Here is a 21,335-nt window from a genome sequence, read left to right as displayed (position 1 = left end):
TGTTCCCATCACCGAGAGGGGAAAGCCAATGATCGAGGCAATCGGCCTCACCAAGAGATACGGCAGGACGGTCGCGGTCGACGACCTGTCGTTCACCGTCCAACCTGGACGGGTGACCGGATTCCTCGGTCCGAACGGCGCAGGCAAGTCCACCACGATGCGCATGATCCTGGGGCTCGACCGTCCGACGGCAGGCCGCGTGCTGATCGACGGCAAGCCCTACACCGAGCTCAACCGTCCACTCCAGACCGTCGGCGCGCTGCTCGACGCCAAGTGGGTGCACCCGAACCGCTCGGCTCGCGCCCACCTCAAGTGGCTCGCCGTGTCCAACGGCCTGCCGAAGAGCCGCGTCGACGCGGTGCTGGAGGCCGTCGGCCTCACACAGGTGGCGAGCAAGAACGCCGGCGGGTTCTCGCTCGGCATGTCGCAGCGGCTGGGGATCGCCGCGGCACTGCTCGGCGACCCGAAGGTGCTGCTGTTCGACGAGCCGGTCAACGGTCTCGACCCGGAGGGCATCCTCTGGATCCGCACGTTCATGCAGAACCTCGCCGCCGAGGGCCGCACGGTCCTGGTGTCGAGCCACCTGCTGTCGGAGATGGCGCTCACGGCCAGCGAGCTCGTGGTGATCGGCCGGGGGAAGCTGATCACGCAGAGCAGCACGCAGGAGTTCATCGACCGCTCAACGGGTAACACCGTGCTCGTGCGCAGCCCTCAGCTCTTCAAGCTCGGCCCGCTGCTCGTCGACAAGGGCTTCACGGTTCGTGACGGCGCGGACGGCGCGTTGTCCGTATCGGGTGCCACCAGTGACCAGATCGGGGACATCGCCGCTGCGAACGGTGTCGTCCTGCACGAGCTGAGCCCCCAGCGCGGTTCGCTCGAAGAGGCGTTCATGCAGCTGACCGGCGATGCTGTCGAGTACCACGCAGAGATCGGGAAGTGAGTCTGATGACCCTGTTGGCAGTTGAGAGAATCAAGCTCTTCTCGACCCGCTCGCCGTACTGGTGCAGCGCGCTCGCCCTGGTCCTCGGCGTCGGGCTCACCGCGATCATCGCGGCCTCGACCGACAACGGCCAGCTGTCCCTCGGCGCCACGCAGTTCGGCAGCAGCCAGCTCGCGCTGTCCGTCGTGCTGGTGATGGCGGCCCTCGCGGTCACGACCGAGTACCGCTTCAGCACGATCCGCGCCACGTTCCTCGCGGTGCCGAACCGCACGTCCGCGCTGGTCGCGAAGACCGTCGTGGTGGCGTTCATCGCCGCGATCCTCGGCGAGATCATCGCGTTCGGCTCGGTGGGCATCGCGAAGGTGCTCTCGCCCGCCTCCGACCTCGCGATCACCACGGGCGACGAGTGGCGGCACGTGGCGGGCGTCGGCCTGCTCTACGGCATCGGCGCGGTCATCGCGATCGCGGTCGGCATCCTGGTCCGCCAGACCGCCGGCGCCGTCGCCATCCTGCTCGTCTGGAACATGCTGCTCGAAGGCCTGATCGGGATCATCCCGAAGGTCGGCGTGAAGATCCAGGCGTGGCTGCCCTTCATGAACGCCAACCACTTCCTGCAGCTCGGCGGGGACAACCCGGCCGAACAGGCGGGGGCGGGCGTCGACTTCAAGCTGAGCCAGTGGGGCTCGCTCGGCTACTTCGCCGCCATCGCGGTGGCGCTGCTGGTGGTCGCACTGATCGTCGCGAAGCGGCGGGACGCGTGACCTGTTCCAGGTAAGGGGGAGAGGGACCTGGGTCATCCGTCGGGGGGTGACCCAGGTCCCTGTCGGTTTCTTCGAGCGCACCGGGAGAGGTCATGATCGAAGCAGTCCGCCTGCAGAAGCACTACGGCAAGACCAAGGCCGTCGACGACCTGTCGTTCAGCGTCCGGCCGGGCCGGGTGACCGGGTTCCTCGGACCGAACGGCGCCGGCAAGTCCACGACGATGCGGATGATCCTCGGCCTCGACACCCCCACCGGTGGTGACGTCAGGATCGACGGCAAGCACTACGCCGAGCTCAAGCAGCCGTTGACGAAGGTCGGCGCACTGCTCGACGCGAAGTGGGTGCACCCCAACCGTTCCGCGCGCTCGCACCTCAAGTGGCTCGCGGTCTCCAACAAGATCCCGGTCAGCCGGGTCCAGGAGGTGCTGGAGGTCGTCGGCCTCACCGAGGTCGCGCACAAGAACGCCGGTGGCTTCTCGCTCGGCATGTCCCAGCGGCTCGGCATCGCGGGCGCGTTGCTCGGCGACCCCGAGGTCCTGCTGTTCGACGAGCCGGTGAACGGCCTCGACCCCGAGGGCATCCTGTGGATCCGGCAGTTCATGCACCGCCTCGCGAACGAGGGCCGCACGGTGTTCGTGTCGAGCCACCTGCTCTCGGAGATGGCGCAGACCGCCCAGGACCTGATCGTGATCGGCAAGGGGCAGCTGATCGCGCAGACCTCCACCGAGCAGTTCATCGCCGACGCCACCCAGGACACCGTGAGGGTGCGGTCGCCGCACGCCGCGAAGCTGCGCGAGATCCTCGCCGCGCACGCGACGGTGACGGACGACTCGGTGAGCGGAAGCCTGGTGGTGCACGGGATCCCGGCGCAGCAGATCGGCGAGCTCGCGGCGGAGAACCAGATCGTGCTGCACGAGCTCAGCCCTCAGCGAGGGTCGCTGGAGGAGGCCTTCATGCAGCTCACCAAGGAGTCGGTGGAGTACCAGGCTCACTGACGCGCTCGGGGCGCCGCGACCTGATGGCGGGCAACGCGATCAGCAGTGCCGTCATCACGGCGGTGCCGCCCGCCATCGCGGCGACGAACGGCAGCCGGTCGCTCAGGTCGACCGGTTGCCGCTGGGGGCGTTGCGCGGCGAGGGTCGGGGTCGGTTGTGCCGTCGGCGGTGCCGGCGCGGGCAGCAACGGGTTCCGTTCCACCGGCGGGAGTTTCGCGGTGAGCGCCCCCATCGGGTTGACCATCCCGAACCCGGTCGTCGCGTCGCGGCCGGGTTCCGCCAGGTCCGTCGCGGTGCTGATCAACGCGTTGATGACGTCCTTCGCGGGCATCTCGGGGTGCTCGGCGCGCACCAGCGCCGCCACGCCGGACACGATCGCCGACGCCGCGCTCGTGCCGTCCATCTCGGCGTACCCGCTGGCGTAGACGCCCTCCGGTGCGGTCGTCACGATGCCTTCCGCCGGAGCCGCGAGCACCGTGTCCGCGCCCACGTTGGACGACGCCCACGGCTTGCCCGCCCTGTTCGTGCCCGCGACCGCGATCACGCCGCTGATGTTGGCGGGCGCGGAGACCTCCTTGCCCTCGTTGCCGGTGGCGGCCACGAGGACGACGTCCTTCTCGATCGCGTAGTTCACGGCCTTGACCAGCGACGGCGTCATCGAACTGGAGAAGCCGAGCGACATGTTGACGACCTTGGCGCCGTGGTCGGCGGCCCACCGGATGCTGTCGGCGACGACGTCGAGGCCGAACTGCTCCTTCTCGTCGGCGCTCGCGATCGGCAGGATCTTGGCGCCGGGTGCGATGCCGAGCGCGCCGCCGCCCTTGCCGGTCGCGGCGATAATCCCGGCCATCCCGGTGCCGTGGCCGTCGACGTCGGTGGTGCCGTCGGTGCCCTTCGAGCGGCCGAAGCCCGTTCCGGGCAGGACCCGTCCGGCGAGGTCCGGGTGTTTCGCGTCGACGCCGGAGTCGATCACCGCGACGACCACGCCGTCCCCGCGTGCCCTGGCCTGCGCCGAGTACACGTCGAGCGCGTCGAGGTGCCACTCCTGCTCCTCGATCGTCTGCGCGGCGAGCAGCAACGGCAGCGCGGCGGCGAGCGCGGGGAGCAGGGGCACGACAGCTACATCGTGTTTCCACCTCACAACGCAACGTGCCTGCGGTCACAGGTTGTGCGGCGAATTGCGTAAGAGGGCTGTTAACAACCGATAAATACCGGCATTTTGGACATCATCGACGTTTGGTTTCCCGTTCAATGGGGTTATCCCCGCTGCGGAGGTGGCCAGTGGTCCGTGTGGAAGCAATGCTCGGTCTCGAGTGGTCCAGTGCTCTCGAAGCTCCCAACCCTGCCGAAATCGCCCTCACCCCGGCTGACGCGCGCCGCTCGTGGGTGAACCGCGCCCCCGAGCACGAGGTGCTCACGATGTACCGCTCGGTGCGTGACGCCGAGAACGCGCCCGCGCCGTGGTGGCTGCGCGCGCTGGACCGGGGTCGCCTGCGCTCCCGTGCCGAAGGTCACGCCGTCGAGGACGCGGTGAGCGAACTGCTCTCCTCCCGTCCCGGCTGGGTGTTCGTGCCCTGGGTCGACCTCGGCGAGGTCGGGTACTGGGAGTACGTGCCGTCCGAGAGCGGTGTCTACGGTCCCGCCACCCCCACGACGGTGCAGTTCACGGACTCGCACCGCGGTTTCGTGCACCTCGTTCCGGCGCACCGCGGCGCCGGTCGCCCGGAGGCCATCGACTTCACCGTCGCTGACCTGCGTGCTCAGATCGAGGACATCGAACTGATCGCCTAGTTCCCGGTCATTAGAATGTCCGGTCGTGACCAGCCCTGAGTTCCCCCGCTCCATCGTCAGCTTCGTCCAGCGCGGCGAGCGCATGACCGTGGGACAGGAACGCGCCTGGGACACGTACTGGGAGAAGATGGGCAACGACGTGAAGTCGTTGCCCGACGGACCCATGGACTTCGACTCGTGGTTCGGCCGCTCCGCGCCCGTGCTGCTGGAGATCGGGTCCGGCATGGGCGAGACCACCTCGCAGCTCGTCGCCGCCGCGCCCGAGCTCAACTACGTCGCCGCCGAGGTCTACAAGCCCGGCCTCGCCCAGCTGCTGCTGCGCGCCGAGCACCTCGGCGGTCTCGACAACCTGCGCGTGCTGCGCGGTGACGCCGTGGTCCTGCTGACCGACCACATCGCTCCCGCGTCGTTGCACGGCGTGCGGATCTTCTTCCCGGACCCGTGGCCGAAGAAGAAGCACCACAAGCGCCGGCTCGTGCAGCCGGAGTTCGTGTCGCTGATCGCGTCGCGGCTGGAGCCCGGCGGCGTGCTGCACCTCGCTACGGACTGGGAGAACTACGCCGAGCAGATGCTCGAGGTGTGCTCGGGCGAGCGCCTGCTGACCAACGTGTACGACGGCTGGGCCCCGCGGCCGGACTGGCGGCCCGTCACCAAGTTCGAGCAGCGGGCCGTGAACGAGGGCCGGGTCTCGCACGACCTGATGTTCCGGCGGAACGACCTCACCTGATCGAGGTCTCAAGCCGAACGAGTGAACACCCCGGGTCTACCGTTCACTCGTTGGAGTGGCCGGTGTTGATCACCCGAAATGCCCCGAGTGGCAGTGACGCGTGAGGCTGTTCCGGGCTTAGCGTTCCGCTCCGTGACCCCCGACGTCCTCCCCGTCGCGGAGGAGTTCGTCCGCATGTTCCACGCGGCGCACTCCGACGCAGGCTCGCTGTCCGCCCGCATCGCCCAGGTGCGCGCCGAGATCGCCGAGACCGGAACCTACCGCCACACCACCAACGAACTCGCGTACGGCGCGCGGATCGCGTTGCGCGATTCCGGGTGGTGCACCTCGGGTGTGCCGTGGCGCCGGCTCAAGGTCCGCGATCTGCGCGGCTACCGCAACGCCGCCGCCGTCGCCGGCGAGTGCGTGGAGCACCTGCGCCTCGCGACCAACGGCGGTGAGATCCGGCCGCTGGTCACGGTCTTCGCGCCGGACGCCCCCGGCTCGCCCGGACCGGTGATCTGGAACGAGCAGCTGATCCGGTACGCCGGGTACGCCGACGGGATGGGGGACCGCCGGTACACCGGGTTCACCGAGTCCATGCAGGGCATGGGCTGGCGTCCGCCCGTGCGGCGGTCACGCTTCGACCTGCTGCCGTTGGTGGTGGAGACGCAGCACGAGGGCCCGCGGCTGTTCACGCTCCCGTCCGAGATCGTGCACGAAGTGCCTCTGGAGCACCCGACCCTGCCGTGGTTCGGCGAGATGGGCCTGCGCTGGCACGCGGTGCCGGTCATCTCGAACATGCGGCTGTCGATCGGCGGCGTGCACTACCCCGCCGCGCCGTTCAACTCGTGGTTCGTCGGCGCCGAGATCGGCACGCGCTCACTGGCCGAAGAGGGCGCTTACGGTGTGGCGCGCGAGGTCGCCGAGGCGTTGGGTCTGGACACCTCGTCCGAACGCACGCTGTGGCGGGACTTCGCGACCGTTCACCTGAACGCTGCAGTTCTGCACTCGTTCGACAAGGCGGCCGTCACCATCACGGACCACCACGCGGAGGCGTTGCACCGCCTCGCCTGGCTGCGTTCCCGCCAGCGGCCGTCCGCCGCACGTCCCGCGTTCCGGTTGGACACCGCAGCCGCGGCGCGCGCACGGAACGGTTCTCCGGCGCGCTTCACGGCCGCGTTGGACGAGACGCGTCCCCAACCGACGAGCAGGCTGGCGGAACTGCTCCGCCAGCAACACTCCCTGACCAGCGCCTGACTTCCCCATCACACGCTGGTGTGCGGTCTTCCCTAGTGCTTCGAGTCGATCATCACGCCCGAGAGGGCCATCAGCGCAAGGACCAACAGGCCGACCACAGCGGCGGCCCAAGTGAACACAACTGACAACATGGCGTCCTCCGTCTTCCCCGACTTCCTGCACTCCAGAGTCCGTGACCGTCGCGTAATCCGGCATCCGCCGTGAGGGTGTTTCCGCAGGTCGCCTCATCAGCCTTCTGGCTGATGCCCGGGTAGCCCCTGGTCGGACGCGGGGTCGCACTTGCGGCCCTAGGGTTGCTCGGGTGGAGAGCACGGACTTGAACTGGCGGCTGCTCGCCAAGCGTCAGTGGCCGCTGGCGCTCTCGCTGGCCGGGATCGTCATCGCCGAGACCGGTTCGATCGACACCGCGTCCGGCTGGTGGCAGGTCCCCGGCGTGCTGGTCGTCTGCGCCATCTCGGTGCTCGCACCGCGCAGACCGTTCGACGCGGCACTGGCGGCGGCGTTCGCGATCGTCTGCGTGGCGATCTACATGCGGCTGCTCGGAGTTCCGATCGAGCCGCACTTCTTCCTGAGCGGAGCCAGCATCTCGATCACCGGCGCCGCCATGGCGACCGTGGCGATCCTGGTGCGCGAGTCGTCGCACTGGCGTGCGGTGATCGGAACCCTGCTCGTGATCGCGGCGATGATCGCGATGGAGGTCCTCGGGTGGCCGATCGTGTCGGAGCTCGAGTACCGCAGGTGGGAGCCGGATCCGTCGTCGTACCTCTTCGGCGCGTGCATCATGCTCGTGCTCGCCGTCGGCACCGGTCTGTACTTCCGCGCCCGGGACAACGAACGCGCGTCCCAGCTCGCCGCTTCCGTTGCGGCGGCTCAGAACTCCGAGCGGATGGCGTTGGCGCGGGAACTCCACGACGTCGTGGCGCACTACGTGACGGCGATCGTCGTGCACGCGCGAGCGGGTCAGCTCAACCGCGAGTTCGACGTGCTGCCGGGCATCGAGGCGTCCGGGAACGAGGCGCTCACCGCGATGCGGCGGCTGGTGGGAACGTTGCGGGACGGTGAGTCTCCCGGCCCGGCCGCGTCTTCGTCACTCGTCGACGACGTGCGTGCGCTGGCGGCGGAATCCGAGCTGCCGGTGCGGCTCTCGTTCGACCTGCGGGACGCGGTGCCGCAGGAACTGGCCCGCTCGGTGTTGCGGTTGGTGCAGGAATCCCTGACGAACACGCAGAAACACGCGTTCGCGGTGTCCTCAGTGGACGTTTCGCTGTCCTCGGGCGAGGGGGTGCTGCACCTGGCGGTGCTGGACGACGGTGTCGCCTCGGGCGTTCCCGTCGGCGGTTCAGGCGGGTACGGGCTCGTCGGCATGCGCGAGCGCGTGGAACTGCTGGGTGGGACGTTCTCCGCGGGCCGACGCGAACCGACCGGGTGGACGGTCCGCGCCGATCTGCCGATCAGCTAGCTCATGCGTCGTCGCGGATGACTTCGAACTCCTGAGTCATCTCGAGGTCGCTCTGCTGGTCGTCGTTCTGAGGGTCGATGTCGGCCACTGATGCCTCCGCATGATCACGCCCGTACCGTGGACCGTGATCATGCCAACTCAGCGCCGGGTCGGCGGCTTGGGGGTGGCGGGCTTCTGCGCGCGGCGGAACTGACCGGCAGACGTGCACGACTTCTTCGACATGATCTTGAGACGCCCCTGTCCTGCCCGCGGTTGCTCGTGAATGCACAAAGGGCCCGTCGGCTCATGCTCTGACGGGCCCCTTGGATGGGGAGAAGTTTTAGGCCGGGGCGGACCCTGGGGGTCGGCCCGCGCCCGACACAGCGAGGATGCCCAGGGCGTCCGGAAGTATGCATGCGTGTGATCGGCATCACAATGGCAGGATTCTCCGCATGTCACTGCGTCTGCACGCCCCGGTGGTCCTGCCCTGCGACCCGTCCTGCGCCGTGTTGCGCGACGCGGTCGTGGACGTCGTCGACGGCCGGATCACCTACGTGGGTGAGCTCTCGTCCGCTCCGGCCTTCGACGGCGAGGTCCGTTCGCTCTCGGGCATCCTGCTCCCCGGCCTGGTCAACACGCACGCCCACAGCCCGATGACGGTGCTGCGGGGCCTCGGCTCCGACCTGCCGCTGCTGCGGTGGCTGCAGGAGCAGATGTGGCCGAACGAGGCGCAGATGACCGCCGCCGACGTGGGCACGGGCATGCTGCTCGGCGCCGTCGAGATGCTGCGGCACGGCGTCACCACCTCCGCCGAGATGTACTTCCACGGCCCTGAGCTGGTGTCCTCCGTGCTGGCCGCCGGCTCGCGGGTCGTGTTCGGCGGGGCGATCCTCGACGTGCCGGGCATGGACTGGAAGGCGCAGACCGACGAGATCTCCTCGTGGATCGACGCCGACGGCCTGCGGTTCGGGCCCGGCGAGCGCGTCGAGCTGGCCTACGGGCCGCACTCCGCCTACACGCTGTCCGCTCCGCAGCTGTCCTCCATCGCCGTGGAGGCTCGTGCGCGCGGTGCGCTGTTCATGGTGCACGTGGCCGAGTCGCCGTTCGAGGACGAGGCCGCTCGCGCCGAGTTCGGGTCGGTGCCGGCGCTGATGAAGGCGTCGGACGTCTTCGGCGGCCGGGTGCTGTCCGCGCACTCCGTGCACCTGTCCGATGACGACATCGCCCTGTACGCGTCCTTCGGCGTCGGCGTGGCGCACTGTCCCGGCTCGAACACGAAGCTCGCGTCCGGGATCGCCCGGGTTCCCGAGATGCTGGCCGCCGGCGTGTCCGTCGGACTCGGGACGGACGGGCCCGCGTCCAACGACGACCTGGACCTGTTCGAGGAGGCCCGACTGGCCGGGTTGCTGGCTCGGGTGTCGAAGATGGACGCGACCGTGCTGGGTGCGGCGCAGGCGTTGTTGATGGCGACCAGGGGTGGAGCTGCTGCTCTCGGGCGTGACGACATCGGGGCGCTGGAGACCGGGCGGTGGGGCGATGTCGTGCACATCGCCGCCGACGACCCCGCCTTCGCGACCGGGTTGGACTCGCCGGACTCGCAGCTGCTGGCGAACCTGGTGTGGGGGTCGGGGTCGCGGCGGGTCACCGACGTGTGGGTGGCCGGGGAGCAGGTCGTGGCCGGTGGGGAGTCGACTCGGGTGGACCGGGCCGAGGCCCAGGCCGGGGTCGCCGCGGTGGCGCGGCGGCTGCGGGCGAGCTGACCGCTCAGTGCGGGCGAGACCGCACGTTGATCTCGGTGATGTGGGCGTCGGGCGTCGCCAGCACGGCCGCCGCCACCGCCCGCCCCACCGAGGCCGGGTCCAGGTACTTCGACGGGTCGTACTCGCCGCCCTCCTGCCGCCGCACGTCCTCCTGCATGGGCGTGGCGGTCCGGCCGGGGTACACCGTGGTCACGCGGATCGACGGCTCGTCGCCGCGCAGGGCGTCGGCGTAGGCGCGGAGGGCGAACTTCGAGGCCGCGTACACGCCCCAGCCCGGGTTGGCGTTGAGGCCGGCGCCCGAGTTGATCAGCACCACGTGCCCGCCGGCGGCACGCAGCTGCGGGAGGACCAGGTTGGTCAGCTCGGCCACGGCGAAGACGTTCACGTCGAAGGTCTTCCGCCAGTCGTCCTGGGTGGCCTCGCCCAGCGGGCCGAGCAGGGCGATGCCCGCGCTGTGGACGACCACGTCGAGCCGGGAGAGAGCGCTGAGGTCGGCTGAGGCGGCGTTCGTCAGGTCGAACGGCCACGCCTGGGCTCCCGGGAGTTCCGCTGCCAGCACGGACAGGGAGTCCTCGTCGCGACCGCCCAGCAGGAGGTCGTGCGTGGGGGCCAGACCGCGGGCGATGGCCGAGCCGATTCCGCTGGATGCCCCGGTGACGAGGGCGACCGGACGATCACTCATGGGGGAACCTTAATGCCCAGGAAGTTCATCCTGCCGTTCCTGTGCCTGCTCTACTTCGTCAACTACCTGGACCGCGTCAACATCGGGTTCGCCGGGCCCAACGGGATGTCGGACGAACTGCGGCTCACCTCGACCGTGTTCGGGTTCGCGTCCGGGGTGTTCTTCATCGGGTACCTGCTGCTCGAGGTGCCCAGCAACCTGGCGCTGCACCGGTTCGGGGCGCGGCGGTGGATCGCGCGGATCATGATCAGTTGGGGGGTCCTCGCCACGGCCATGGCGTTCGTGCCCAACGGGACCGTGCTGATCGTGCTGCGGTTCCTGCTCGGGGTGGCGGAGGCCGGCTTCTTCCCGGGGATCATCCTCTACCTCACGTACTGGTACCCGCAGAAGGACCGGGCGCGGATCGTCGCGTCGTTCATGGTGGCGGTACCGATCTCGACGGCGCTCGGGGCCACGTTCAGCGGGCTGCTGATCCAGTGGACCGACTGGCGCACGATGTTCCTCGTCGAGGGGTTGCCGGCGATCGCGCTGGCCTTCGTGGTGTGGTTCTGGTTGCCGGACAAGCCCGCGGACGCCGTGGCACAGCCCGCGGAAGAGCACTGGCCGTTGAAGAAGGCCCTCACGCACCCGCGGGTCCTGGCGTTGAGCTTCGTGTACTTCGGGATCGTGTACGGGCTGTACACGCTGGGGTTCTTCCTGCCGACGATCATCAAGGGGCTCGCACCGGGCGCGGGCGTCGTCGAGCGCGGGCTGATCAACGCGATCCCGTACGTCCTCGGTGCGGTCGCCATGGTCCTGTGGGCCAGGCACGGTGACCGCACCGGAGAACGGAAGTGGCACGTCGCCGCGCCCATGGTGCTCGGTGGAGCCGCGATCCCGTTCGCGCTCCACCTCGACAACCCCGTCGCCGCGATGGTCGCGGTCTCCGTCTGCGCCATCGGCGTCTGCGCTGCCCTGCCGACGTTCTGGGCACTTCCCACGAGTTTTCTCGGCGGCACGGCCGCGGCGGGCGGGATCGCGTTGATCAATTCGCTGGGCAACGTGAGCGGCTTCGCGGCGCCGTACGTCACCGGGTGGCTGCGCGACCTCACCGGGACCCAGAAGACCGGTCTCTGGGTCGTCGGCATCACGATGGTCGCGGCGGCGGTCGTCGCGCTCGTTCAGAGGGCGGGCACGGAGAAGGTGTAGAGCGCCTCGTAGCGGACGGAGGTCTGCGCGCCTTCGGTGCACGCACCGGTCGGGGCGAGACCGCCCTTGGTGTTGAGGCGCTGCACGTAGCTGACTCCCGCGAACACGCCGTCGCCCCTGGTGGACTTGGCCTTCAGCAGGAGCTCCGGAACGGCGCCGGGCACCTCGTTGCGGGCGCCGTCGACCGGGGCGGCCTCGACCGCGCTGCCGTCGACGGTGGACACCCAGATCGGGCCGCGGGAGTGCAGTCCGACGGCCCTGCCGAGCCGGTCCGCCAGGGTGGCGGCGGGTTCGAGGCCCTTCCACGCCCCGGCCGTGCAGGTGTAGGTCTGCACGCCCTTGGCCTGGAGCCTTTCGACGACCTTGTTGCCGGGCGGGACCTGGACCGCGGGTGCGACCCTCGCGGAGGCCTCGCTCATGGCACCCGCCGTCGGCGCGGCGGTGGAACCCGCGCCTCCCAACGCGATGCCCAGGAGAGTTGATGCGACCAGGACGATGCCAGTTCGTTTCATCACCCCCGGTCGTACGGCCCGGTCAACGGACCGGTTCAGTCTCGTCTCACTTGGCGGCGTAGAAGGTGTAGAGCGCCTTGTACGGGACGGACGTCTGCGCGCCGGCCTTGCACCCGCCCGCCGGGGCCACGCCGCCCTCGGTAGCGAGGCGCTGGACGAAGGTGACCTTGCCGAACAGGCCGTCGCCGCGCACGGTCTTGGCCTTCAGCAGGAGTTCGGGAACGGCGCCCTTGACGTCGTTCTTGGCGCCGTCGACGGGCGTCGCCTCGACCGCGCTGCCGTCGACCGTGGAGATCCAGACGGGACCGCGGGAGTGGATGATGATCGGCTTGTCGTCCTCGTCCACGAGCGTCGCGGTGGGCTCCAGGCCCTTCCACGCGTTGCCCTGGCAGGAGTAGGTCTGGACGCCCTCGGCCTGGTACTTCCCGACCAGCTCCTGGCCCGCCGGGACCTGGACGGCCGCCGCGACGGGCGTGTCCGCGGCCTGGGCGACGGGAGTGGGGGTGGCGGTACCGGCGGTGGGGGTGCCACACGCAGCGAGACCCAGAAGAGCAGCAGCACCAACGAGAAGACGAACGTTCACAGCTCACTCCAAAGTGGACGACCAAAGTGGACTTCTGGCTGTCCGCGGTGCAGCCACCCATCACACGGACGGGCAGCCGCACCGGTTCACGGCGTCGGAGTGAGCCGGACCACAGGATCAGTCGCAGATCCTGCGGCGGTCCTTGCGCCACACCACCGCGACGGACGGACGCGGCTGCGAGGTGCCGCCGTCCGGCCAGTGCGACAGCGGGTTGTTCGCCGACGCGCCGTCGATCTCGCCGGGGTGCTGCACGGACACCAGCACGAAGTCGTCCGTGATGACGGGACCGCAGGTCTCCGCGCCCTTGGGCACGGTGAGGAACTGCTTCACCTGGCCGCGGCGCTTGCCGGAGACCGGCACCGCGAACAGGCCGTCGTTGGAGCCCAGCGCGTTGCCGTCCGTGGAGATCCACAGGTTGCCGCGCGAGTCGAACGCGACGTTGTCCGGGCACGAGATCGCGCTGACCTGCGACTTGTCGAAGCCGCCGAAGTACGTGCCGGGGTCCTTCGGGTCACCGCAGACCAGCAGCAGTTTCCACGAGAACGACAGCGCCGTGTTGTCGCTACGGCGCTCCTCGATCTCCAGGACGTGGCCGTGCTTGTTGCCGTTGCGCGGGTTGATCTCGGTCGGGCCTTCCTTGCCGGCCTTGCCGCGGTCGGTGTTGTTGGTCAGCGCGGCGTAGATCCGGCGGTTGTGCAGCGAGGGCTCGACGTCCTCGGGGCGGTCCATCTTCGTGGCGCCCACCTTGTCGGCGGCCAGGCGCGTGAAGACGTAGACCTCCTCGGCGGTGAAGCCGGGCACGAACGACTTGTCGTTGTGCGCCAGCGCGATCCACTCGCCGGAGCCGTCGAACTCGCCGTCGGCCGGGAGTGTGCCGGTGCCGTCGATCTCGGCGGCCGGGCTGTCACCGGTGAACTTGGCGACGTACAGCGTTCCCTTGTCCAGCAACTGCTTGTTGTGCTCGCGGGCGCGCTTGGAGTCGCCCTTCTGCATGCGCTCGTCGGAGACGAACTTGTACATGTAGTCGAAGCGCTCGTCGTCGCCCATGTACGCGACCACGCGGCCGTCCTTGGCGACGATGACGTTCGCGCCCTCGTGCTTGAAGCGGCCGAGCGCGGTGTGCTTGACCGGCGTCGACTTGGGGTCGAGCGGGTCGATCTCGACGATCCAGCCGAACCTGTTGGCCTCGTTGGGCTCCTGGGCCAGGTCGAAGCGCTTGTCGAAGCGCTCCCACTGGCGCAGCGTCGCGCCGCCGCTGATGCCGTAGCGGGCGAACTTGGCCTTGGTGTCCGGGTCGGTGACGGTGCCGCCGTTGGCGAAGTACTGGTTGAAGTTCTCCTCGCCGGACAGGATCGTGCCCCACGGCGTGACGCCACCGGCGCAGTTGTTCTGCGTGCCCAGGACCTTGCGGCCCGTCGGGTCGGCGGAGGTCTTGAGGAACTTCGATCCGGCGGCCGGGCCCTTGACCTCGAACGGCGTGGTGAGCGTGATCCGGCGGTTGTACTTCTTCATGTCGTTCTTGGAGACGACGAGCTTGCCGGAGCGGCGCTCGCGCTCGACCTTGACGACCGACAGGCCGTGCGCGGCCCACGCGATCTTGGCGTGCTTCTCGGTGATCTTGTCGGACGCCCAGTCCTTGAACATGAACGACTCGGTCGTGTACTCGTGGTTGCTCACCATGAGCCAGCTGTCCCAGGAGCCGGGCAGCGGGACGAGGCCGCAGAAGTCGTTGTTGAAGCCGAACTGCTTGGCCTGCGCCTCGGGCGTCTGGTTGTCGAAGTCGAACTTCGGCGCGTCCGGCAGCACCGCGTCACCCCAGCGGATGACGACGTCCTGCTCGAACCCCTTCGGCACGCTGACCTGGTCGAGGGTGTTGGGCGCCACCGGCTCGAAGTTCAGGCCGTCGTTGCCGCGACCGCGCAGGTCGAGGTCGAGGTCGACGCTCACGGGAGGAGCGGCGGCGGCCGAGCCGGAGAACGCGAGCGCACCGGCGCCGGCGGCCGCGACGACCGCACCGGCCTTGAGCATGCCGCGGCGGCTCACGACCTCCTTGACGACGTCGCCGAAGTACGCGTTGGCCGACGAGTTGGGCGCCTCGTGCGAGCAAGCGTTGCCGCAGCGGAACTCACAGGTCACGGCCTGACGCCCGAGCGGGTGGTTCGTCGGGAGCAGGGGCAGCAGGCGGCGGCCCCGATCGGTGGATGAGGACACGCAGGCCTCCGAGATCGGTCAGTGTGGGAACTGGCCGAACCTAAGAGCCCAACGAGATCACCTGCCGTCCAAGAGGTGAACGGCAGGCGAACTCGTACTACTCCCGAACGATCACAGCACGCGCCGTGATCAGCCGATCTCACCCAGTTGACGACGGCCCTCGCGCCACACGGCCACGACCGACGGACGCGGCCTGCTCGTGCCGCGGTCCGGCCAGTTCGAGACGGGCTTGTCGGCGTTCGCGCCGTCCACCTCGCCGGGGTGCTGGACGCAGACCGTGATGACCCGTTCGCCGATCACCGGGCCACACGTCTCGCCGCCGCGCGGCACCGTGAGGAACAGCTTGAGGTGACCGCGTTCCGGGCCCTCCAGCGGAACCCCGTAGAGGCCGTCGTTGAGCCCGTCGAGCTTGCCGTCGGCGTCCGTGGAGATCCACAGGTTGCCGTGCCGGTCGAACGCGACGTTGTCCGGACTGGAGATCGGGCTGACCTGCGACTTGTCGTACCCGCCGAAGTAGGTGTTCGGGTCGTCGGGGAAGCCGCAGACGAGGAACAGGCCCCAGTTGAACGTCAGCGAGAGCGCGTCACCGCGGCGTTCGACGATCTCCAGGACCTGTCCGTGGCGGTTGTTGATCCGCGGGTTGGGCTCGGTCGGGCCCTCCTTGCCCGCCGTGACGCCGCGTTCGACGTTGTTGCTGAGCGCGCAGTAGACCGTGCCGGTGCGCGGGTGGCACTCGATGTCCTCGGGGCGGTCCATCTTCGTCGCACCGACCTTGTCGGCCGCGATGCGCGTGAAGACGTAGACCTCCTCCGCGGTCATGCCCGGCACGAACGACTTCTTGCCCGACGCCAGCGGGATCCACTCGCCGCTTCCGTCGAACTTGCCGTCGCTCGGCAGCTTGCCGGTGCCGTCGATCTCGGCCGGCGGGCTGTCGCCGGTGAACCGGCCGACGTAGAGCGTGCCGTCGTCGAGCAGCGTCATGTTGTGGCGGCGCGCGGCCTTGCTGTTGCCGCGCTTCATCTTCCCGTTGGAGATGAACTTGTAGATGTACTCGAACCGCTCGTCGTCACCGGAGTACGCGACGATCCGGCCGTCCTCGGCGACGCGGATGTTCGCGGTCTCGTGCTTGAAGCGGCCGAGGTGCGTGTGCTTGACCGGCGTGGAGTCCGGGTCGTGCGGGTCGAGCTCGATGACCCAGCCGAACCTGTTGACCTCGTTGGGTTCCTGCGCGAGGTCCCAGCGCTTGTCGAAGCGCTCCCACTTGCGCGTGGTCGCCGTGCCCGTGACGCCGTAGCGGGTGAGCCTCGGGTCGTTGCGGCCGGCGGCGTTCGCGAAGTACTGGTTGAAGTTCTCCTCGCCGGACAGGATCGTGCCCCACGGCGTGACGCCGCCGGAGCAGTTGTTGATCGTGCCGAAGACCTTCTTGCCCGTCGGGTCGACCGAGGTCTTGAGCAGGTCGCTGCCCGCGGCCGGGCCGCGCACCTCGAACGCCGTGCCGAGCGTGATGCGGCGGTTGTACTTGCTGAAGCGCGGCTTGTAGTGGCCGGAGAACAGCGAGCGCTTGATCATGAACACCGAGAGCCCGTGCGCGGCCCAGGCGATCTTCACCTGTTCCTCGGTGGGGTTGTTCGCGTCGTAGCCGCGGAACATGAACGGCTCGCTGGTGTACTCGTGGTTCGTGACCATGATCCCGGTCAGTTCCAACGGGTCCAGCGGCAGGATGGCGGCGAAGTCGCAGTTGAAGCCGAACTGCTTCTCCTGCTTCGCGGCCGTCTGGTCGTCGAAGTCGAACTCGGGGACACCGGGGAAGAGCGGGTCGCCCCAGCGGATCACGATCCCCTGCTCGTACCCCTCGGGGACGACGACCTCGTCCTTGGTGTTGACCTCGACGGGCTTGAAGTCGAGTCCCCGTGGTGGGCGGCCCTGAGACTGCTCGGGTGCCGCGGCGGCGGCCGTCGCGGGGGTGGCGATGGTGGCCGCGGCCGCGACGACCGCACCGGCCTTGAGCGCGGTGCGGCGGCTGACCAGATCACCGAAGTACGGGTTGTCCGAGGTGTTCGGGACGTCGTGGAAGCAGGCGTCGCCACAACGGTATTCGCAGGTCACCGCAGCTCTGCCTACGCGGTGGTTGACGAGCGGCAGGGGGATCATGGTGGTGGCCTCCTACGATCGGTGCGGGAACACGCACCGACCGTAGTTCACCCTTTGTTAACCGACTAGCTGCTCGCTCGCGATCACGACTTCCGTAGGTACTTCGCGCGTGTCCGTCTTGTTGAACGCCAGCAGCACGGCCGCGACCGCGCAGAGGACGGCCGCCACGACGAACGGCTGGGCGAGGTGGCTCACGAACGTCGCCGCCAGCGCACCACCGAGCCAGCGCAGGAAGTTGTAGCCGGCGCTCGCCACGGGTCGCGGCGCGTCGCTGACGCTCATCGCGGTACCGGTGAACAGCGTGTTCAGCAGACCGCTGACCAGTCCACTCACGATCACGGCGACCACCAGCAACGGCTTGCTGGGCACCGCCATCAGCAGCATCAGCACGGCGAACGCGAGCACCGACCCGATGATCGCGCGCTTCTCGCCGATCCGGTCCGCGAGCCGCGGGGCCAGGAAGACGCTGGAGACGGCGACGCACACGCCCCAGCCGAAGAAGATCAGTCCGATCTCGACGGCACCCCACCGCAGCACGAACGGCGACCAGGCCAGCACGGTGAAGAACGCGGCCGTGTAGAGCGCCGCTCCGACGGAGGTCCTGAGCAAGACGGGGTTCTTCAGCGCCTTGAGCGGGTCGAGCAGACCGATCTTCGGACGTTCGTGGTGCGAGTCCTTGGCCAGGAACGTTGCACAAAGGATCAGCGCGGCCGCCATGAGGATCGCGGTGCCGAGGAACGGCCCGCGCCAGGAGATGCTGCCGAGCAGCGCGCCGAGCAGCGGCCCGACGCTCAGACCGAGACCGAGAGCGGCCTCGTAGAGCAGGATCGCGGCCTTCTGCCCGCCACTGGCCGCGCCGACGATGACGCTGAGCGCCGTGGCGATGAAGAACGCGTTGCCGAGTCCCCACACGGCCCGGAGTCCGACGAGCTGTCCGATGCTCCCTGCCGCCGAGCACAACAGCGTCGCGACGACGATCAGCGCGAGCCCGCCGACGAGCGTGCGCTTGGCCCCGAACCGGGCCGTCGCCGCGCCGGTGAAGAGCATCGCCACGACCTGCACGCCGAGGTAGGAGGAGAAGAGGAGGGTGACCTGCGACGGTGTTGCGTGCAGACCCTCCGCGATGGACAACAGGATCGGGTCCACGAGCCCGATCCCCATGAAGGCGATGACCGCGGCGAACGCCGTGATCCACACCTGCTTGGGCTGAGCTTTGAAATTCACTTCGCCATCCTAACCGATTTTGATTAGCATAGCGAAGTATCGTGGGCCACAGGGTACGGTTCTCCGGTGGATGCGGTGATCTTCGACCTCGACGGCGTGCTGATCGACTCCGAGCAGGTGTGGGACGAGGTGCGCCAGTCGTTCGCCTCCGCCCACGGGGGGACGTGGACCCCGACCGCCACCCGCGACATGCAGGGGATGTCGACGCCCGAGTGGGCGGAGTACCTGGTGTCGGCCGTGGGGGTGCGGTTGCCTGCCGCCGAGGTCTCCGCCGGGGTGATCGCCGCGATGGAGAAGGCCTACGCGGCGCACCTGCCGGTGATCCCCGGCGCCGTGGACGCGGTTCGTGCCGTGGCATCGCGGTTTCCGGTGGCGATCGCTTCGTCCGCACCGGCCGTGCTGATCCGGGTGTTCCTCGACGTGACCGGGCTGCCGGTGCCGGTGGCCGTGTCCTCGGAGGAGTGTGCCGCCGGGAAACCTTCGCCGGACGTGTACCTGCTGGCGGCTTCCCGGCTCGGGGTTTCCCCGGCCTCCTGTTACGCCGTCGAGGACTCGACGAACGGGTTGAAGGCGGCGCTGGCCGCGGGGATGACCGTGCTGGCCGTGCCGAACCCGCACTTCCCGCCTGCCGCGGACGTGCTGGCTCAGGTGCGGGTGCTGGGTTCGGTCTCGGAGTTGCCGGACGCGCTGGCGTAGCTGGTCGCGGCCATGCCGATCGCGATGCAGGTGCAGGCGAGGACGCCCTTCGGCCAGTAGATGTGGCTGCTCAGGAACAGGAAGCTGCCGACCAGCAGGAAGAACGCGCCGGGCACAGCCTTGAGGCGGTGCCGGAGCAGCGCGCAGACCGCGATCGCAAGGCTGGCCGCGAAGAAGCACCAGGCACCGACGGTCCCGAGCTGGTTGCCGATCCTGAAGATCGCCGCGTCGCCGGGCGAGCGGCCGCCGTTCTGCACCGCCAGCGCGCCACCGCCGATGCCCGCCAACGCGTCGAGCGCGCCGTAGAAGACGACGTAGCCGAACGCGGCGGCGCGAGCCGGGTAGCGGACGTAGCGCGGGCTGCCGTCGAGCAGCACCCACTGCGCCGCACCGAGCAGCGGGAAGATCACCGCCAGGACGATGTGCATGTTCTGCCACCACAGCGCGGTCGACGCGTCGAGGTGGTGCGGATGGGTCAGGCCGATGCCGGCCAGGACCAGGCCCGGGAGGGCGACGAGCAGCGTGCGCACCGCGCCGAAGGTAGCGCAAGCACGGCTAGCGTGACCGGTATGACGCAACGAGTTGCCGTGGTCACCGGCACGGCGCAGGGCATGGGGCGGCGCATCGCCGAGGTGCTGCGCGAGGACGGCTACACCGTCGTCGGCTTCGACCTGCAGGAGAGCGAGGGCGGGATCGTCGGCAACGTGGCCAGCGCTGCGGACGTCCAGCGCCTGACCGACCACGTCCGGACCACGCACCACAGGGTCGACGTGCTGGTCAACAACGCGGGGATCGCCGGCATCGTGCCGTTCGAGGACACCACTCTCGAGCAGTGGGAACGGATCATGGCGGTCAACCTGACCGGGCCGTTCCTGCTCACGCAGGCGCTGGGCAGGCTGATGCTCGAGCAGAGGTCCGGCAGCGTCGTCAACATCGCGTCCGTCGCCGGGCTGCAGGGCGTGGCGGACCGGGCCGCGTACAACACGACCAAGCACGGGCTGATCGGGTTGACGCGCACGCTCGCCGTCGAGTGGGGCGGGCGGGGGATCCGGGTCAACGCCGTGTGCCCCGGCTGGGTCAAGACCGAGATGGACGTCGAGTCGCAGGCCGGCGGGTACTACGTCGACGACGACATCACCGACCACGTGCCGGCCGGGCGGTTCGCCGCGCCGGACGACATCGCGCAGGCCGTGCGGTTCCTCGCCAGTGACAACTCGAGGTACGTCAACGGCGTCGCGCTGCCCGTCGACGGCGGGTGGACCGCGGACGGCAGCTGGCAGAAGCTGCGGCTCTCGAAGCGGTGAGAGAAGGGCCGCCCTCCCGGAGGAGGGCGGCCCCGCACGTCACGCTTCGCCGCGGATGAACTTCTCGACGGCCTCGTGCGCCTCGGAGTCCGAGTACTGCACGGGCGGGGACTTCATGAAGTACGACGACGCCGAGAGGATCGGGCCGCCGATGCCCCGGTCGAGGGCGATCTTCGCCGCGCGGACCGCGTCGATGATGATGCCCGCGGAGTTCGGGGAGTCCCAGACCTCCAGCTTGTACTCGAGGTTCAGCGGCACGTCGCCGAACGCGCGCCCCTCGAGGCGGACGTAGGCCCACTTGCGGTCGTCGAGCCACGCCACGTAGTCCGACGGGCCGATGTGGACGTTGCGCTTGCCCATCTCGCGGTCCACCTGGGACGTGACGGCCTGGGTCTTGGAGACCTTCTTGGACTCCAGTCGCTCCAGTTCCTTCATGTTCAGGAAGTCCATGTTGCCGCCCACGTTGAGCTGCATGGTGCGGTCGAGCTGGACGCCCCGGTCCTCGAACAGCTTCGCCAGCACGCGGTGCGTGATGGTGGCGCCGACCTGGGACTTGATGTCGTCACCGACGATCGGGACACCGGCCGCGCGGAACTTCTCCGCCCACTCCGGGTCCGACGCGATGAAGACGGGCAGGGCGTTGACGAACGCCACACCGGCGTCGATCGCGGCCTGGGCGTAGAAGCGGTCCGCGTCCTCGGAACCCACGGGCAGGTACGAGACCAGCACGTCGACCTCGGCGTCGCGCAGGGCCTGGACCACGTCGACCGGCGCCGCGTCCGACTCCTCGATCGTCTCCCGGTAGAACTTCCCGAGGCCGTCGAGGGTGTGACCGCGCTGCACGACGACGCCGAGCGGCGGCACGTCCGCGATCTTGATCGTGTTGTTCTCGCTGGCCCCGATGGCCTCCGAGAGGTCGACACCGACCTTCTTCGCGTCCACGTCGAACGCTGCGACGAACTCGACATCGCGCACGTGGTAGTCGCCGAACTGCACGTGCATCAGACCGGGCACGCGGGTGCTCGGGTCGGCGTCCCGGTAGTAGTGGACGCCCTGCACCAGCGACGCCGCGCAGTTGCCAACCCCGACGATGGCCACTCGAACGGTGCGGCGGTTTTCGCCCATTGCCGAGT

Annotated in this window: 20 protein-coding genes; 11 read left to right on the top strand and 9 right to left on the bottom strand. The window is 69.2% G+C overall.

The features are described 5' to 3' along the window. Positions 1-28 precede the first annotated feature (28 nt). From ND450_RS33070 to ND450_RS33060, 3 genes are all read left to right on the top strand, one after another. Positions 29-940 (top strand): ABC transporter ATP-binding protein, encoded by a 912-nt coding sequence (locus tag ND450_RS33070; RefSeq protein ID WP_089918398.1) that lies wholly within the window; start codon positions 29-31, stop codon positions 938-940. 5 nt (positions 941-945) lie between these two features. Further along, positions 946-1,701 (top strand): hypothetical protein, encoded by a 756-nt coding sequence (locus tag ND450_RS33065; protein WP_253322260.1) that lies wholly within the window; start codon positions 946-948, stop codon positions 1,699-1,701. A 92-nt stretch (positions 1,702-1,793) separates the two neighbouring features. Then, positions 1,794-2,696 carry an ABC transporter ATP-binding protein gene (locus tag ND450_RS33060; RefSeq protein ID WP_253322259.1) on the top strand — a complete coding sequence of 301 codons (903 nt, stop codon included), beginning with the start codon at positions 1,794-1,796 and terminating at the stop codon, positions 2,694-2,696. Here ND450_RS33060 and mycP read toward each other — a convergent pair. Continuing rightward, complete coding sequence (mycP, locus tag ND450_RS33055; RefSeq protein WP_253322258.1) at positions 2,662-3,810, bottom strand: type VII secretion-associated serine protease mycosin; 1,149 nt, start codon at positions 3,808-3,810, stop codon at positions 2,662-2,664. The two genes, ND450_RS33060 and mycP, sit on opposite strands and share 35 nt — an antisense overlap. A 167-nt stretch (positions 3,811-3,977) precedes the next feature. Here mycP and ND450_RS33050 point away from each other — a divergent pair, with 167 nt between their 5' ends. The 5 genes from ND450_RS33050 to ND450_RS33030 all read left to right on the top strand — a co-directional run bounded on the left by ND450_RS33050 (position 3,978) and on the right by ND450_RS33030 (position 9,651). Then, the gene (locus tag ND450_RS33050; RefSeq protein WP_253322257.1) at positions 3,978-4,487 is read left to right on the top strand and encodes a hypothetical protein; all 510 of its coding nucleotides are present in this window, start codon (positions 3,978-3,980) and stop codon (positions 4,485-4,487) included. 82 nt (positions 4,488-4,569) lie between these two features. After that, entirely contained in the window at positions 4,570-5,214 is a 645-nt protein-coding gene (gene trmB, locus ND450_RS33045; RefSeq protein WP_253328068.1) for a tRNA (guanosine(46)-N7)-methyltransferase TrmB, read from the top strand. A 132-nt stretch (positions 5,215-5,346) separates the two neighbouring features. Further along, a complete protein-coding gene (locus ND450_RS33040) occupies positions 5,347-6,453 on the top strand; it encodes a nitric oxide synthase oxygenase (RefSeq protein ID WP_256557331.1) in 1,107 nt (368 codons plus the stop codon). A 301-nt stretch (positions 6,454-6,754) separates the two neighbouring features. Continuing rightward, positions 6,755-7,912, top strand: coding sequence for a sensor histidine kinase (locus ND450_RS33035; RefSeq protein WP_253322255.1), 1,158 nt, complete (start codon positions 6,755-6,757; stop codon positions 7,910-7,912). 431 nt (positions 7,913-8,343) lie between these two features. Further along, entirely contained in the window at positions 8,344-9,651 is a 1,308-nt protein-coding gene (locus tag ND450_RS33030) for an amidohydrolase family protein (RefSeq protein ID WP_253322254.1), read from the top strand. 4 nt (positions 9,652-9,655) lie between these two features. Here the strand turns inward: ND450_RS33030 and ND450_RS33025 are convergent, their stop codons facing one another. Continuing rightward, positions 9,656-10,333, bottom strand: coding sequence for an SDR family oxidoreductase (locus ND450_RS33025; protein ID WP_253322253.1), 678 nt, complete (start codon positions 10,331-10,333; stop codon positions 9,656-9,658). Positions 10,334-10,345: 12 nt separating this feature from the next. Here ND450_RS33025 and ND450_RS33020 point away from each other — a divergent pair, with 12 nt between their 5' ends. Continuing rightward, positions 10,346-11,521: an MFS transporter gene (locus ND450_RS33020; RefSeq protein ID WP_253322252.1), complete on the top strand. Its 1,176-nt coding sequence runs from the start codon at positions 10,346-10,348 to the stop codon at positions 11,519-11,521. Here ND450_RS33020 and ND450_RS33015 read toward each other — a convergent pair. From ND450_RS33015 to ND450_RS32995, 5 genes are all read right to left on the bottom strand, one after another. Then, a complete protein-coding gene (locus ND450_RS33015; RefSeq protein ID WP_253322251.1) occupies positions 11,494-12,033 on the bottom strand; it encodes a DUF3455 domain-containing protein in 540 nt (179 codons plus the stop codon). The two genes, ND450_RS33020 and ND450_RS33015, sit on opposite strands and share 28 nt — an antisense overlap. 46 nt (positions 12,034-12,079) lie before the next feature. Then, a complete protein-coding gene (locus ND450_RS33010) occupies positions 12,080-12,616 on the bottom strand; it encodes a DUF3455 domain-containing protein (protein WP_253322250.1) in 537 nt (178 codons plus the stop codon). A 117-nt stretch (positions 12,617-12,733) separates the two neighbouring features. After that, on the bottom strand, positions 12,734-14,827 hold the full coding sequence (locus ND450_RS33005) for a PhoX family phosphatase (RefSeq protein ID WP_253322249.1): 2,094 nt from the start codon (positions 14,825-14,827) through the stop codon (positions 12,734-12,736). A 129-nt stretch (positions 14,828-14,956) separates the two neighbouring features. Next, the gene (locus ND450_RS33000) at positions 14,957-16,978 is read right to left on the bottom strand and encodes a PhoX family phosphatase (protein ID WP_253322248.1); all 2,022 of its coding nucleotides are present in this window, start codon (positions 16,976-16,978) and stop codon (positions 14,957-14,959) included. A gap of 57 nt (positions 16,979-17,035) precedes the next feature. Then, complete coding sequence (locus ND450_RS32995) at positions 17,036-18,202, bottom strand: MFS transporter (protein ID WP_253322247.1); 1,167 nt, start codon at positions 18,200-18,202, stop codon at positions 17,036-17,038. 66 nt (positions 18,203-18,268) lie between these two features. Here ND450_RS32995 and ND450_RS32990 point away from each other — a divergent pair, with 66 nt between their 5' ends. Further along, entirely contained in the window at positions 18,269-18,898 is a 630-nt protein-coding gene (locus ND450_RS32990; RefSeq protein WP_253322246.1) for an HAD family phosphatase, read from the top strand. Here the strand turns inward: ND450_RS32990 and ND450_RS32985 are convergent. After that, positions 18,847-19,428: a hypothetical protein gene (locus ND450_RS32985; protein WP_253322245.1), complete on the bottom strand. Its 582-nt coding sequence runs from the start codon at positions 19,426-19,428 to the stop codon at positions 18,847-18,849. The genes ND450_RS32990 and ND450_RS32985 overlap by 52 nt on opposite strands. A 39-nt stretch (positions 19,429-19,467) precedes the next feature. Here ND450_RS32985 and ND450_RS32980 point away from each other — a divergent pair, with 39 nt between their 5' ends. After that, a complete protein-coding gene (locus tag ND450_RS32980; RefSeq protein WP_253322244.1) occupies positions 19,468-20,202 on the top strand; it encodes an SDR family NAD(P)-dependent oxidoreductase in 735 nt (244 codons plus the stop codon). Between the two features lie 39 nt (positions 20,203-20,241). Here the strand turns inward: ND450_RS32980 and ND450_RS32975 are convergent, their stop codons facing one another. After that, positions 20,242-21,327 (bottom strand): inositol-3-phosphate synthase, encoded by a 1,086-nt coding sequence (locus tag ND450_RS32975; protein ID WP_089919046.1) that lies wholly within the window; start codon positions 21,325-21,327, stop codon positions 20,242-20,244. Positions 21,328-21,335 lie beyond the last annotated feature (8 nt).

This window comes from Lentzea sp. HUAS12 (assembly GCF_024125735.1).
In the GTDB taxonomy this organism is placed as follows: Bacteria; Actinomycetota; Actinomycetes; order Mycobacteriales; family Pseudonocardiaceae; genus Lentzea; species Lentzea albida.
This window is presented reverse-complemented; position numbering and strand designations above follow the sequence as displayed.